The sequence below is a fragment of the Polaromonas sp. CG_23.6 genome (assembly GCF_029892315.1).
Lineage (GTDB): Bacteria > Pseudomonadota > Gammaproteobacteria > Burkholderiales > Burkholderiaceae_C > Polaromonas.
In genome coordinates this window covers 2,962,432-2,976,728 of sequence record NZ_JARXUY010000001.1, presented here as the reverse complement: position 1 = coordinate 2,976,728, position 14,297 = coordinate 2,962,432, and the positions used below count along the sequence as shown (strand labels likewise).

At 63.3% G+C, this 14,297-nt stretch carries 12 protein-coding genes and 1 riboswitch; of the genes, 6 read left to right on the top strand and 6 right to left on the bottom strand.

Translation table 11 applies throughout. The features are described from left to right. Window positions 1-229 precede the first annotated feature (229 nt). The gene (locus tag H4V98_RS14035) at window positions 230-670 is read left to right on the top strand and encodes a CBS domain-containing protein (RefSeq protein ID WP_196863576.1); all 441 of its coding nucleotides are present in this window, start codon (window positions 230-232) and stop codon (window positions 668-670) included. Between the two features lie 74 nt (window positions 671-744). Here H4V98_RS14035 and H4V98_RS14030 read toward each other — a convergent pair whose 3' ends face one another. Continuing rightward, on the bottom strand, window positions 745-1,140 hold the full coding sequence (locus tag H4V98_RS14030) for a hypothetical protein (RefSeq protein WP_196863575.1): 396 nt from the start codon (window positions 1,138-1,140) through the stop codon (window positions 745-747). A 247-nt stretch (window positions 1,141-1,387) separates the two neighbouring features. On the opposite strand from H4V98_RS14030, the gene H4V98_RS14025 reads away from it, so the two are divergent. The 3 genes from H4V98_RS14025 (at window position 1,388) to H4V98_RS14015 (ending at window position 5,807) form a co-directional block, all read left to right on the top strand. After that, the gene (locus H4V98_RS14025; RefSeq protein ID WP_196863574.1) at window positions 1,388-2,245 is read left to right on the top strand and encodes a DUF6502 family protein; all 858 of its coding nucleotides are present in this window, start codon (window positions 1,388-1,390) and stop codon (window positions 2,243-2,245) included. 20 nt (window positions 2,246-2,265) lie between these two features. Then, complete coding sequence (locus tag H4V98_RS14020; RefSeq protein ID WP_280757598.1) at window positions 2,266-3,726, top strand: DUF5666 domain-containing protein; 1,461 nt, start codon at window positions 2,266-2,268, stop codon at window positions 3,724-3,726. A gap of 329 nt (window positions 3,727-4,055) precedes the next feature. Continuing rightward, on the top strand, window positions 4,056-5,807 hold the full coding sequence (locus H4V98_RS14015; RefSeq protein WP_196863572.1) for a bifunctional protein-serine/threonine kinase/phosphatase: 1,752 nt from the start codon (window positions 4,056-4,058) through the stop codon (window positions 5,805-5,807). A gap of 173 nt (window positions 5,808-5,980) precedes the next feature. Here H4V98_RS14015 and H4V98_RS14010 read toward each other — a convergent pair whose 3' ends face one another. From H4V98_RS14010 to H4V98_RS13990, 5 genes are all read right to left on the bottom strand, one after another. After that, a complete protein-coding gene (locus tag H4V98_RS14010) occupies window positions 5,981-7,195 on the bottom strand; it encodes an MFS transporter (protein WP_280757597.1) in 1,215 nt (404 codons plus the stop codon). 125 nt (window positions 7,196-7,320) lie between these two features. Further along, a complete protein-coding gene (locus H4V98_RS14005) occupies window positions 7,321-8,136 on the bottom strand; it encodes an ABC transporter ATP-binding protein (protein WP_196863570.1) in 816 nt (271 codons plus the stop codon). 29 nt (window positions 8,137-8,165) lie between these two features. Beyond that, on the bottom strand, window positions 8,166-9,116 hold the full coding sequence (gene ntrB, locus H4V98_RS14000) for a nitrate ABC transporter permease (RefSeq protein ID WP_196863569.1): 951 nt from the start codon (window positions 9,114-9,116) through the stop codon (window positions 8,166-8,168). A 47-nt stretch (window positions 9,117-9,163) separates the two neighbouring features. Continuing rightward, complete coding sequence (locus H4V98_RS13995) at window positions 9,164-10,408, bottom strand: CmpA/NrtA family ABC transporter substrate-binding protein (RefSeq protein ID WP_196863568.1); 1,245 nt, start codon at window positions 10,406-10,408, stop codon at window positions 9,164-9,166. 339 nt (window positions 10,409-10,747) lie between these two features. Next, on the bottom strand, window positions 10,748-11,380 hold the full coding sequence (locus H4V98_RS13990; RefSeq protein WP_196863567.1) for an ANTAR domain-containing protein: 633 nt from the start codon (window positions 11,378-11,380) through the stop codon (window positions 10,748-10,750). A 144-nt stretch (window positions 11,381-11,524) separates the two neighbouring features. Beyond that, window positions 11,525-11,640, top strand: a riboswitch (TPP riboswitch). 65 nt (window positions 11,641-11,705) lie between these two features. Here H4V98_RS13990 and H4V98_RS13985 point away from each other — a divergent pair. Beyond that, a complete protein-coding gene (locus H4V98_RS13985; RefSeq protein WP_196863566.1) occupies window positions 11,706-12,824 on the top strand; it encodes a long-chain fatty acid--CoA ligase in 1,119 nt (372 codons plus the stop codon). Further along, window positions 12,821-14,281: an acyl-CoA reductase gene (locus tag H4V98_RS13980; protein WP_196863565.1), complete on the top strand. Its 1,461-nt coding sequence runs from the start codon at window positions 12,821-12,823 to the stop codon at window positions 14,279-14,281. The genes H4V98_RS13985 and H4V98_RS13980 overlap by 4 nt, the downstream gene beginning before the upstream one ends. Window positions 14,282-14,297 lie beyond the last annotated feature (16 nt).

Below are 14,297 nucleotides of genomic sequence, written 5' to 3'. Positions count from 1 at the left end.
GGTGGTGCATGGGTGCCTTGAAATTGTGCGTTGCACCCTGGCGGTGGAGGCCAGCCGGGCGCATGCCGGCGTTTCCCCTGCCGATCTTGTGCGTTCATCGCGCTTGCAAGTGGCTTGCAAGGTTTTAACACCACAATCAGCCCTTGCAGGTGTCAGGCCGCTTGCATTGCCTGCCCGTCTGGCCTGAAACTCGCATGTGCCTGTCCATTGTTTCAAGAGGGAGATCGCCATGACTGCTGTTGCCGACATTCTCAAAGCCAAGGGCGATGCCATCGTCCATTCGATCGGACCGGACGACTCGGTCTTCGATGCCCTGCAGCGCATGGCCGACAAGGGCATTGGCGCTTTGCTTGTGCTGGAAGGCGAGCAGATTGTCGGCATCGTCACCGAGCGCGACTACGCCCGCAAGATTGCCCTGAAGGGCCGCACCTCGGCACTGACGCAGGTGCGCGACGTCATGACCACGTCGGTCATGTTCGTCAAGCCCAGCCAGACCAGCGAGGAATGCATGGCACTGATGACCGACAACCGGCTGCGCCACCTGCCGGTCGTGCAGGACGACAGGCTGATCGGCCTGATTTCCATCGGCGACCTGGTCAAGAACATTATTTCCGAGCAGAAATTCGTCATCGAGCAGCTGGAACACTACATTTCCGGCCAGCGCGGCTGAAGAACCGGATCGTCACGGTTGAGAAGGAGACCGCAGTAGCAAAGCTGCCGCCTCCTGTCGTTCGCAAAGCGCTCTTAGAGACGCTTCCCTGGCGCGTCATCGGCACCACGCATGTGGCCTGGCGCGTCATCGGCACTGCGGGCGCGGCCGCGACTGCCAGTTGCGCCATCATCGGCCCCATTCCGGCCCCGGCTGTCTTCGCCACTGCTGGCTGACTTTCCGCTGCCGGAATTGGAACTGCCCGCTGAGCTGCCGCTGCTCGAACCGCTGCTTGAGCCGCCGCCTGAGTGGCCCCCGCCTGATCCGCCGCCGCCAGAGCCGCTACCGGAGCCGCCACCGGAGCCGCCACCAGAGCCGCCGCCAGAGCCGCCGCCAGAGCCGCCGCCACCGTGCGCCAGGGCGGGCGCTACGGCCAGGCCGAGAGTGACCATGGTTGCGACAGCCACTGTCAATTTCTTGAGGTTGAACATGAAAATTCTCCTGACCAAAAGCTGAAAAAAAACATGGAACCAGACAAATCAGTTATTTTGATTTGAGTAAACGCAGGTCGCAAAACTTGGCTTGAACCGGCTGTCTTTTTCTTGTTCCGCTTTATGTGTGAATATTTCCCACACACGCATTGACTCTAAAGGAAGAAGTGCTCGGGTTAAAATATTTGTGTAACTATTTCCCACGCCACGTGGTAGAGTTGTTTTTAACAAGGGCAACTTCCCCAACATGCTGACCTCGCAAACCCCTGCCACGCCTTCACCAGCACTTGTTCTGGCGCTGCGCCGCGTGCTGCGCCCCATGGTCAAGCTATTGCTCGCGCAGGGCATCACCTATCCTTACCTGGCCGAGCTGCTCAAGGCACTTTTTGTTGACATCGCCGACAAGGATTTCCGCCTTGACGCAAAGCCGCCGACCGACAGCCGCGTCAGCCTGATCTCGGGCGTTCATCGCAAAGAGGTCAATCGGCTGCGTCAGGAAATGGCTTCGGACGCTGAAATTGTTCCGTCTGTGGTCTCGCTCGGCGCACAGCTGGTGGCCGTCTGGCTGGGTTCGGCCCACTACATTGATGAATACAACCGCCCCAAGCCACTGGCGCGGTTTGTCAGCGACGGCGGTGCCCTGTCGTTCGAGGCGCTGGTGGCCGGCGTGAACAGCGACATCCGGCCGCGCGTCGTGCTCGACGAGTGGCTGCGCTTGGGGGTGGTGCGTTTCGACGAGGAGCAGCGGGTTTGCCTGAATGTGGCCGCCTTTGTTCCGGTCGAAGGCTTTGATGAAAAAGCTTTTTACTTTGGCCACAACCTGCACGACCACGTGGCCGCAGCGGCGCATAACCTCATGGGTGTGGGCAAACCGTTTCTTGAGCGCACGGTCCACTGCGACGAACTCAGCGCCAACTCCATCGCAGCACTGGCCGCGCAGTCGGAGCAAGTGGGTATGCAGGCCTTGCTGGCCATCAACAAGAGCGCCATGGCGCTGGAAGCGGCCGACGCCAGCGACACGGCGCCGCGCCAGCGCATGACGTTTGGCATCTACTTTTATGCAGAGCCGGCGATGCCCGGCAAAGAGCCGCCGCCCGACGCTTGACAAACAGAAAGAAGCACGCCGTGAACACCAGCTCAACTTTCATGCCGCGTCGTGTCTTAAGTCCTGCGGTGGCTGCCCTGGCCGCAGGACTTTTGTTGTGCGCGTCCGTGCAGGCGCAAAACATGTGCGAAACCCAGGCCTCTCTGGTCAATCCAGCCGCGCTGACGCCGGGTATTGGCGGCACCGGCGCGCCGCGGGATGAAGTGGTCGCGGGCCGACCGGGCATGGGGGGCACAGGCGTCAGCGGCGGTGGTATCGGTGGCACAGGCATCCTTGAAGGCGCGATGGGCGACACCGGCGCGGCGCGTGATGGCGTGGTTGCAGGTCGCCCCGGCATTGGAGGCACAGGCATCAACAACGGCGGCGTGGGCGGCACCGGCATTGTTGGGGTGATCACCGGTTTTGCCAGCATTTGCGTCAACGGCCTGGAAGTCAACTACGACAGCAGCACGCCGGTCATGGCCGATGGCCGAGGGGCGACGGCACGCGAACTGGCGGTGGGCCAGGTGGTTGCCGTCCGGGCTTCAGGCGCAGGGGCGCAGTTCTCGGCACGCCACATTGCCGTCATCCATGCCGTGGTCGGTCCGGTGAGTCATGTCGATGCCCGCACGGGCCAACTGGAACTGCTGGGCCAGTCGGTGTTCGCCAGCGCTCCGGGCGAGTTGTCGAACTTGCGGCCCGGCGACTGGGTGCAGGTGAGCGGCTATCGCCTGGCGTCGGGCGAGGTGGCGGCTTCACGCATCGAGCCGATTGCCGCGCGGTCGCAGGCGCAAATTACCGGGCAGATCGGGCAGGTCGACACTTTCGGTTTCACGCTCCACGGCAGCCGCGTCCGTCTGGCCAGCCTTAGCCTGCCCCCCGGCGCCGTGACGGGCTCGGAGGTGCTGGTGCGCGGCACCTGGGACGGCAGCAGTTTGCTTGCCCAGGCTATCGAGATGGATCCGACGCGCCAGGGCGTGGGCGGTGTGGAGAGGGTGGTGCTGGAAGGCTACGTGCATGCCTTGAGCGGAACTGAACTCAGCCTTGGCAGCAGCAAGATGACGCTGGCGCCCAACGTGCAGATTTCCGGCAGCAGCGGCACGCCGCTCGCGGTCGATCAACGGATCCAGGTCAGTGGCCGGGTCGGTGCTGACGAGCGCATCACGGTGGACCGGGTTGAAGTCAAAGGCGCAGGAGGGGGCTCGGGCGGTGCACAAAGCGGCAAGGGAGTGAGTTCGGGCAGCCGCAGCAAAGGCAACTCGGACCGTGGCAGCAGCGGCAAAGGCAGCTCCGACGGTTCGTCAGGATCGAGTTCCGGCTCGTCTGGGTCGAATTCTGGCTCCTCTGGCTCATCGGGTTCATCCGGCAGCGGATCCTCAGGAGGCGGCTCGTCTGGCGGTGGCAGTAGCGGAGGTGGCGGTGGCGGTGGCGGTGGCGGAGGAGGAGGAGGAGGAGGAGGAGGAGGAGGAGGAGGAGGAGGTGGCGGTGGCGGCGGCCGGTAAAACGACCTGAAATGCCTTCAGTCCTCGCGCGCAACAGGCCGGCCCCGTTTCCCCCTGCTGGGTCGTTGACGCAGAGGCATCCGTATTAACCGGCAAGCGGTTTTTCAACATAAAATATGCCTTTTCCGGATGGCTGGTGAGCGCGAGTAGCTATAAATTCAGTAGCAAAAATTGTCAGGCACCTTGCTCGCCGCGCGTGCCAGTCAGGGATTGCGCACCAACTCTTTCCTCTACCGCAGCCTGCAGAACCTGGCCCAGCTGCAAAGCTGATTTTGCTGGGCGGATTGCAATGCACCCATGTTGGGCGTAACACTTATCAGGCTTGGTGCATGGCATTCAACATAGACATCGGTTTTGCAACGCAGGCGGGGCGCAAGCCCGGCAACGAAGACTTCTGCGCGGCCATGCTGCCCGATCCGGGGCAGGAAGGCATGGGGTCCATCGTGGCGATTGCCGATGGCGTGAGCGCCGGCGGCATGGGCCGCGAAGCCGCCCAGACCACCGTCACCAGCCTGGTGCGCGACTACTACGCCACGCCCGAAACCTGGGACACCACCGTCGCGCTGGACCGGATCATCGCCGCCCAGAACACCTGGCTGGCTGGCATCAACCGGCGACGCCAGCCTGTCATGGGGCTGACCACGCTGACCGCGCTGGTGCTTTGCGGCCAGTCCTACACCGTGGCGCATGTCGGCGATTCGCGGGCTTATCTGCTGCGCGGCGGCGAGATGCGCCAGCTGACCCATGACCACGTGGTCAATCATCCGGATTTCAGGCACCAGCTGCTGCGCTCGGTCGGCGCTGAAGACCATGTCGTGGTGGACTACCTGCAGGGCGAACTGCTGGTGGGCGACATCTTCGTACTGGTGACCGACGGGGTGTACGGCGTGCTGACCGACCGCCGGTTGCAGGCCTTGGCCGGCCTTCAGGCGACCGACAGCGCGCCGCTGGCCAGCCAGAACCTCGTCAATGCCGCGCTGGCCGCCGGCAGCCAGGACAACGTCACCGCTGTCGTGGTGCGGGTCCTTGGCCTGCTGGACGCCAGTCTGCCCGATGTCAACCGCAGGGTGGAGGGCCTGCCGATTCCACCGCGCCTGATGAAGGTGGGCGAGGTGATTGATGGCTTGTGCGTGACGGCGCTGGTCGCCGACAGCGGCATCAACCTGCTCTACCAGGTGCGCGACAGCGCCAGCCAGTCGCTGTATGCGCTGAAGACGCTGCACCCCGCCCGGGCGCACGACGCGCAGGAGCGCACCATGCTGGCGCATGAAGCCTGGCTGGCCACCCGCATGCAGACCGGCCGCGCGGCGGACCACCTGGTGCATCTGCACGAGCGCCTGCCTAGCGGCCGCGAGCGCAGCGCCTTTTACCTGCTGTACGACTGGCACAGCGGCGACACGTTGCAGCAGCAGCTGGACCGTGGACAGAAGTTCACGGTTCAGCAAGCGCTGGCTGCCGCCACCCAGACTGCTCAGGCGCTGGCCCGGCTGCACCGCCAGTGCGTGATTCACCGCGACATCAAGCCGGCCAACCTGCACCAGGGCAAGGACGGCGTGCTGCGGCTGCTTGATCTGGGCGTGGCGCTGAGCGGGCGCGAACCCGAGGCGATGCGCCAGCTGCATGCCGGTACGCCGAGCTTCATCAACCCGGAGCAATGGGGCTACAGCGCGCTGGCGGCCGTCGGCCCGGAGGAGCTGCCTGACGCGCAAAGCGATTTGTTCGCGCTGGGCGTGACGCTGTACCAGCTGCTGACGGCCCGGCTGCCTTATGGCGAGGTGCTGCCTTACCAGTCGGGCCGCTACTACCGCGACCCGGTGGCGCCCAGCCGCACCAGGCCTGAGGTGCCGATCTGGCTGGACCACATCGTGCTGAAGGCCGTGGCGCGCGACAAGCGCCAGCGCTTTGAAACCGCAGAGGAATTGCTGCTGGCGCTGGAGCGCGGGGCTTCGCGGCCTTTGACGGCGCCGCAGGCGTCTCCTTTGATGCAGCGTGATCCGACGGCCGTCTGGAAATTGGCGCTCGGGGTGTCGCTGCTGTTCAATTTCCTGCTGGTTTATTGGTTGCTGTTTTTGCCGAAGTGACTGGTTTTTTTTGGATGAAATCGGTGTTGGAGCATATCCAGCTTTGGTTGTTTGCTATTAAATTAATAGCTTATCTGGCTCTGCATGGTTGGGCTGGCCGGGGGCTGCCCGGCCCAGCAGAGCCAAATAACCACCAAACAAGCCACAAGCACAGCAGGAAGCCATAGCGCAACTCAAGCCGAACGCGCCCGCCCACCCTTCTCCGCCCAGGTCCGCGTCCAGCGCATCTGCATCACCCGCAGCATCACCAGCATCGCCAGCGCCAGAACCGCGAACAGTAAAAATCCCCAGGCGTAGGTGCCGCCATACTGCTTCGACAAGCCCATCGCGCTCGGCACCAGGCCGCCGCCCAGCGCGCCAATTTCGCCGATCATCGAACCGGCCACGGCCGTGGCCATCGGCCAGCGCAGCGGCACCAGCTGGAACAAAGCGCCATTGCCAGCCCCCAGCGCGGCAAAACAGAGCATCACCAGCAGCGTCGTGAGCACCAGCGAACCACCGGCCAGACCGCACAGCATCAGCGTGACGGCCACTGTGACCAGCACGATGGTCAGGGTGTTGATGCCGCCCCAGCGGTCCGAAATCCAGCCGCCAAACACGCGCAGCGCCGCGCCCATGAAGGCCGCCAGCATCGTCAGCTGGCCAGCCTGCACCTTGCTGACCGAGAGCTGGTCGTAGTAGTAGGTCGGCAAAAATGTCGCCAGGCCGATGAAGCCGCCAAACGTCACGGCGTAGATCAGGCTGAAGGCCCAGCCGTCTTTTTCATACAGGCAGGCGATGTGCTGCTTGAAGCTGGCATGCTTGTCGAGGTCGTCGGGTTCCTTGGCGAACACGATCATCACCACCATGGGAATGCTGATGGCGACAGCGGCAAAGCCGTACACCGTGACCCAGCCAAAGGCCTGCGCCAGCGGCGGCGCGATCAGCACCGAAACGGCGGTGCCGACATTACCCGCACCGACCAGGCCCATCGCCAGCCCCTTGTGCCGCGCCGGAAACGAGCCGGAACCCAGCGACAACGCCACGCCAAAACTGGCGCCGGCAATACCCAGCAGCACGCCCATGGCCAGCAGGTCGTTGAAGCTCTTGACAAAAAAGAAGCCGAAGAGCATGGCCACGGCAATCAGCCCCATCTCGACCAGCGTGGCCTTCTTGCGGCCGATGTACTGCGACAGCAGGCCGAGCGGGAAGCGCATCAAGGCGCCGGCGATGATCGGCACCGACAGCATCAGCCCCTTTTGCGCCGGGCTCAGGTTGAAGGTTTCCGAGATGAAGGGCGCCATGGCGCCGTTGAGCACCCAGATGCAGCACGAGAACGCGAAATACAGGAAGGCAGCGAACAGGGTGGGGGAGTGTCCGGACTTGAGGAATTGCTTGAAGAAGTTCACTGGAGAATGCCCGTGAAAAAGTGCGAATTGCCAAACAGGAAAAAAACCGGTGCCCGCCCGTGGGCTGTTGCATCGAGTTTTCCGGCACCCGCGTTGCGGGTGTTTGACGCGAAACGAGCGGCCACTCAGGCCGTCAGTTTTTCGACATGCGCCTGGCGCGTGTACAAAAAGTCGATCACCGCCTTGCGGTAGTGCAGGTACTGCGTGCTTTCGGCCAGTTCGACGCGGTTGCGTGGGCGCGGCAGGTCAACGCTGAGCACTTCGCCAATCGTCGCCGACGGGCCGTTGGTCATCATCACGATTTTGTCGCTCAGCAGCACCGCCTCATCGACATCGTGCGTCACCATGACGACCGTGCTCTGCGTGTTGGCGACGATCTGCAGCAGCTCGTCCTGCAGCTTGGCGCGGGTCAGCGCATCGAGCGCGCCGAAGGGCTCGTCAAGCAGCAGCACCTTGGGCTCCATCGACAGCGCACGGGCAATGCCGACGCGCTGCTTCATGCCACCCGAGATTTCGCCGGGGCGCTTTTGCGCTGCGGCCGTCAAGCCGACCATCGTCAGCACCGCATCGGTGCGCGCCTTCAGCTGGGCCTTGCTTTGCGTGGCGGAAAACACGCGCTCGACGGCCAGGTAGACGTTCTCGAAGCAGGTCAGCCACGGCAGCAGCGAGTGGTTCTGAAACACCACCGCGCGCTCCGGGCCGGGGCCGGCGATCTCGCGGTTGGCGCACAGCAGCACGCCCTGCGTGGGCATCGTCAGGCCGGCGATCAGGTTGAGCAGCGTCGATTTGCCGCAGCCCGAATGACCGATCAGCGCGACGAATTCGCCCTTGGCGACCTTGAGGTTGACGTTCTGCAGCGCGCAGAACGGGCCTTTCTTGGTCTTGAAAACCTGCTCGACGCCCTGGATGTCGATGTACTGGGGATTGACGGGGGTGTTCATGGTCATGTTCCTTGGGTTGGGTCGGCAGCTCAGTTCTTGACTTCTTCAAACGTGAACGCCGTGGCCAGCTTGATCAGCGCAAACTCCAGCGCCAGCCCGACGATGCCGATGACGAAAATCGCGATGATGATGTTCATGACGTTGAGGTTGTTCCACTCGTCCCAGACCCAGAAGCCGATGCCGACGCCACCAGTCAGCATCTCGGCCGCGACGATCACCAGCCACGCCGTGCCGACAGCCAGCCGCACGCCGGTCAGCATGTAGGGCAGCACCGAGGGGAACAAAATTTTGGTGACGATCTTCCATTCCGACAGGTTCAGCACACGGGCGACATTCATGTAGTCCTGCGGCACGCGCTGCACGCCAACGGCGGTGTTGATGACCATGGGCCAGATCGAGCAGATGAAAATCGTCCAGATGGCGGCCGGGTCGGCGCCCTTGAACACCAGCAGGCCGATCGGCAGCCAGGCCAGCGGCGACACCGGCCGCATCAGGCTGATGAGCGGGTTGAACATGCGGCTCAAAAACGTGAAGCGGCCAATCAGGAAACCGGCCGGAATGCCGACGATGGCGGCCAGGCCAAAGCCGAGCGCCACGCGCTTGAGCGAGGCCAGCACGTTCCAGCCGACGCCCTGGTCGTTCGGGCCGTTGCGGTAGAACGGGTCGCTGAACAGTACGACGGCTTGCAGGAAGGTGTCCTTGGGCGAGGGAATGCTGGCCTTGGTGGCCATGGATACCAATTCCCAGACAAGCGCCAGCAGGCCAAGTCCGAGCAGTGGCGGCAGGACGTGCAACCACAACGCAGAAAAATCCCGCCGGGGTGTCGCGGACAAGGCCGCACCCGTCTTTTTATGGTCTTTTACGGTCTTTGCGCTCGCCTCATCTACATTGGCAGCTATCGAATGCGTAGCGCTTCGCTCCACGCTGGCGGTAGTCGGCGGGGCGCTTTCAAGCGGGCTGTGAAATACGGCACTGACCATGGCGTCACCTCTTCAAAAGTAATTCAACGAAAAATCAAAGGGCGGTTTCAGGCGTGAACCTTGAAGCTGTCGGCGTACTTTTTCGGGTCCTTGCCGTCCCAGACCGTGCCGTCGATCAATTTGCTGGTGCGCATCACGTCCTTCGGAACGCTCACCTTGGCGGCGCTGGCAGCCTGCTTGTAGATGTCGATCCGGTTGATCTGCTTGGCCACGGCCAGGTAGTCCGGGTGCTCTTTCATCAAGCCCCAGCGCTTGTGCTGCGTCAAAAACCACATGCCGTCGGACAGGTAGGGAAAGTTCACCGCGCCGTCGTTGAAGAACTTCATGTGGTTCGGGTCGTCCCACGTTTTGCCCATGCCGTTCTGGTAGCGGCCCAGGATGCGCTGGTTGATGGCGTCGACGCTGGTGTTGACATAGGCCTTGCCGGAGATGGTTTCGGCCATCCTGCTTTTGTTCGCCAGGCTGGCGTCAATCCATTGGCCCGCCTCCAGGATGGCGGCGGTCACGGCGCGGGCGGTGTTCGGGTATTTCTGGGTGAATTCGGCGGTGGTGCCCAACACCTTTTCCGGATGGTCTTTCCAGATGTCCTGCGTCGTCACGGCGGTGACGCCAATGCCGTCCATGATCGCGCGCTGTCCCCAGGGTTCGCCGACGCAAAAACCATCCATGTTGCCGATGCGCATGTTGGCGACCATCTGCGGCGGCGGCACGGTGATCACCTTGGCGTCCGACATCGGGTTGATGCCGTTGGCCGCAAGCCAGTAGTAAAGCCACATGGCGTGGGTGCCGGTCGGGAAGGTCTGGGCGAAGGTGTATTCGCGCTTTTCGCTGGCCATGAGTTTTGCCAGGCCGGGGCCATCGACGGCGCCCTTGTCGGCGAGCTTCTTGCTCAGCGTGATCGCCTGGCCGTTGTTGTTGATCGTCATCAGGACGGCCATGTCCTTTTTGGGCCCGGCGGTGCCTAAATGCACGCCGTAGATCAGGCCATACAGGACATGGGCAAAGTCGAGCTCGCCGTTGACCAGCTTGTCGCGCACGCCGGCCCAGCTGGCTTCCTTGCTCGGGATGATGGTCACGCCGTATTTCTTGTCAATGCCGAGCACCGACGCCATCACCACCGAGGCGCAATCGGTCAGTGGAATGAAGCCGATCCTGACTTCCTTTTTCTCTGGCGCGTCCGAGCCCTGCGCATAGACGGCGGCGCGCAATGCCGGGCTGATGCCCACGGCACCCACGGCGGCGGCCTGCAGCACGCTGCGGCGTGAGAGGGAAGGTTTGAGCAGGTCTGTCATGTCAGCAACTCCTGGAAATGAAAAAATAAAACAAAAAAGGCGTTCGACCGGAGCCGGCACACAAGGGGTGTGAGGGCAGGGGACGAACGCCTTTGTTCTGGGACTTTCTGCTTCGCCATTGAAGCCGAAGGTCCGGTGTCGTAGTTATTGCAAAAGCTGTGCCAACTGAACAGAAGGCTTGATCAACGCTTAAAATTTAAGATAAATAGGGCTGTGGCGCTTGTCCTGCTTGCGCAAGCAGCTATTAAATAAATAGCATTTTGATTTTTTGCGATTCAAGGCCCCGTTTTCCTGGAGACGCACTGCGGTTGTGCACTGCACCATTTCGGCCTGGGCTGACTAGCCCAGCAGGTCAGCCACATCCAGCATGCGCTGCGCCACGTCGCCCAGCCGCAGGCCCTTGTCCATGGCCGCCTTGCGCAGCTTTTCGTACGCGGCCTGTTCAGACAGGCCCTGGCGCTGCATCAGCAGGCCCTTGGCCCGGTCAATGATCTTGCGGTCTTTCAGTTCGGTGCGCACATCGGCCAGTTCGCGGCGCAGCCCTTGTTCGTGCTCAAAGCGCGCCATGGCCACGTCCAGGATCGGGCGGATGCGCGACGTCGCCAGGCCGGCAACAATATAGGCGCAAACCCCAGCGGCTACCGCGTCCTTCACGTGGCGGGTGTCGTCGTCATTGGTGAACAGCACGATGGGCCGGCGCTCGTCGCGCGTGGCCATGACGACGTGTTCGAGCGAGTCGCGGGCATCGCTTTCGGCGTCGACGATGATCATGTCGGGCTGCAACTGCGCCAGCCGTTCGCGCAAAAAGGTGTCGGCTGGCAGCGTGGCAACCAGATTGAATCCGCCTTCGAGCAGGCCGATGCGCAATTGGCGCGAGCGCTCGGCCAGCGCCACGGCAGCCTCGTCACCGGTATCGGCAACCATCAGGTCCGGTGCAATGACCACCAGGCGCAGGGAATGGGGCAATGTCATGGTGTCTACAAGCAAAATTTATGCCGATGGTGGGTTTTGCCGGGAAGGCATCCGGTTTTCGTGCACGGTCGGGGCATTGCGGCACGCTGCCCTGCGCAGGCCACCGCAGGTGCCACCACAGCGCAGGTCCTTGCGCTTAGAATCATTTCCGCTTCGGGGTGCAGTCCGGTCAGTGATGGCAGGGCGGCTGAGATGGTTTCACCAAACCCGCGAACTTGATTTCGGGTCATGCCGACGTAAGAAGAGCTGTCAGGACAGGGTTCACTCCCGCCATCACGACTTTCGGAGCACCCTGCCACCGCAGACTCTTGAAGGAATGACGACCATGGATGCCCTTGACAACGCAACACCCGCCCGCCCGCAAGCGCTTGCCGACCCGATCGTTGACGGCGTGCTGGCTTTCATAGCGCAGGATGGCGTCACTGACGACGCCTTCAACGCCCAGGCTTTGGCGTTGTTTGCCTACCAGTTTGCCCACAACACACCGTTCCAGCGCTTTTGCCGGCAACGCGGCAAGACGCCGCGAACGGTCAAGACCTGGCAAGACATTCCGGCCGTTCCCATCAGTGCCTTCAAGGCCCTGTGCCTGACCTGCCAGCCACCCTCCAGCACTGACCGTGTGTTCATGACCAGCGGCACCACGCAGGGCGACGTCAAGGGCAAGCACCACCATCCGACCCTGGCGGTGTACGACGCCTCAATGCGCGCCAACTTCGCCCGGCGCTTCATGCGCGGCCAGAGCAGCATGGCCATGGGCATCTTATTTCCCACCGAAGAGGTGATGCCGAACTCATCGCTGGCGCACTACCTGGCGCTGGCGCTGCAGACCTTTGGCGCGGACGACAGTCGCTACTTCATCGACGCCGCCGGGCTGGACACGGCGGGCGTGTGCGCGGCGCTGGCGCAGGCCGAGGCCATGGCGCAGCCCTATGCGCTGCTGGGCGCGTCCTACAGCCTGGTGCACCTGATGGATGCACTGGCGCAGCAGGGACGAAAATTTGCCCTGCCGGCAGGCAGCCGGGTGCTGGACACCGGCGGCTTCAAGGGCCAGTCGCGTGAGATTCCCATGGCGCAGTTCTATGCGCAGCTGACGGCGCTGCTGGGCGTGCCGCCCGAGGACTGCATCAACATGTACGGCATGACCGAGCTGAGCACGCAGTTCTACGACAACGGCAGTGCGCAGCTGCCGGCGGTCAAGTCGGGCCCGCACTGGATCCGCTCGCGCCTGGTGAACCCGTTGAGCGGCGCGGAAGTGGCGCATGGCGAGCAGGGCGTGCTGGCGCACTGCGACCTGGCCAATTTCAACTCGGTGACGACCATCCTCACGGAAGACGTCGGCGTGGCGGTCACGGACGGATTTTTGCTAGTTGGCCGCGCCGAAGGCACACAGGCCAAGGGCTGCTCGCTGGCGGTGGAAGAATTTTTGCAGGCCGCCCGCGCATGACGGTGTGGCATGCCGTGGCCGGCTACCTGCCGGGCTTCAAGGCTGATGAACTGGCGTGGCAGACGCTGCATTTCGGCAGCGGCAGCGAACGGCTCGAAGTGGCCGTGCCGGTATTGAGCCAGGTGCAATGGGCGGCCCTGGCCGAGCGCGTCAAGCAGGGCAGCCGGGCCTACCTGAAGACGCGCACGGTGTCGCAAATCATTGCGCTGGTCGACAGCGCCATTGCGCGGCTGCTGGACCGCAGCGACCCGTATCGCCAGCAGGCCGACCGGCTGCTCCCGCTGGTCACCGGCTACGACCCCGAGACGGTGCGGCTGGGGCTGACCAGTTACCTGAAAACTTTTCGCCAGCCGCAACTGCAACGCTTCGTGGCCGAGGATTTTGCCAACCCCAAGCTGCTCGATGAATTCCAGCCGCGCCCCAAGGGCGGCTTTGCCAAGGCCGTGGGGCCGGAACTGCTGGTGCACGTCTGGGCCGGCAATGTACCGGGTTTGCCGCTGTGGAGTCTGATTTCAAGCCTGCTGGTCAAGTCGGGCAGCATTGGCAAATTGCCCAGCGCCGAGCCGCTGTTTGCCGGCTGGTTCGCCCACCTGCTGGTGGAACTGGACCCGGCGCTGGCCGACTGCCTGGCAGTAGGGTGGTGGAAGGGCGGTGACGCGCCGCTGGAGCAGGCGTTGTTTGCGCAGGCCGACGTGGTGCTCGCCTATGGCGGCAATGGCGCGCTGCAGGCATTGCGCGCGCAGGTGCCCGTCACCACGCGCTTTCTGGGGTATGGCCACAAGCTCAGTTTTGGCATGGTGGCCCGTGCTGCGCTGGATGCGCGCAAGGCCCCGGCCACGGCGCAGCAGGCAGCTTGCGACGTGGTGCGCTACGACCAGCAAGGCTGCTATTCACCACAGTTGTTCTACGTCGAGCGCGGCGGCAAGGTGGCGCCGCAGGCCTTCGCGCACTACCTGGCGCAAGCCATTGCCAGCCTGGAGCCGCGGTTTCCGCGACGCACGCTGGCGCTGGACGAGGCCAGCGAGGTGGCGCGCTGGAACCAGGCGCAGGAGCTGCGGCTGATGACGCAGCCCGGTGCCAGCCTGATGGGCGATGCGGACACGCCTTGGCGCGTGGCCTATGCCGATCAATTGCAAGGGTTGGCGCCCAGCGCGCTGAACCGCACCGTGCTGGTGGTGGCGGTGGACGACCTGGCGCAGGTCTTTCCTGAAATTGCCCGAAGCCGCGTTTATTTGCAGACCGTGGGCCTGGCGGCCGCGCCCACGGAGTTGTTTGCGCTGGCCGAGTTACTGGGGCAGGCCGGTGTGACCCGTATCTGCGCGCTGGGCAGCATGACCTCGCCCGAGGCAGGATGGCACCATGACGGACGCTTCAATTTGCTGGACCTGGTCCAGATGGTCGAGATTGAACAATCGGCCGAACTCGCCGCTGAAGGCTTTGCCCCTTATGTCGATTAGCGCCCTGGGCTGTAAA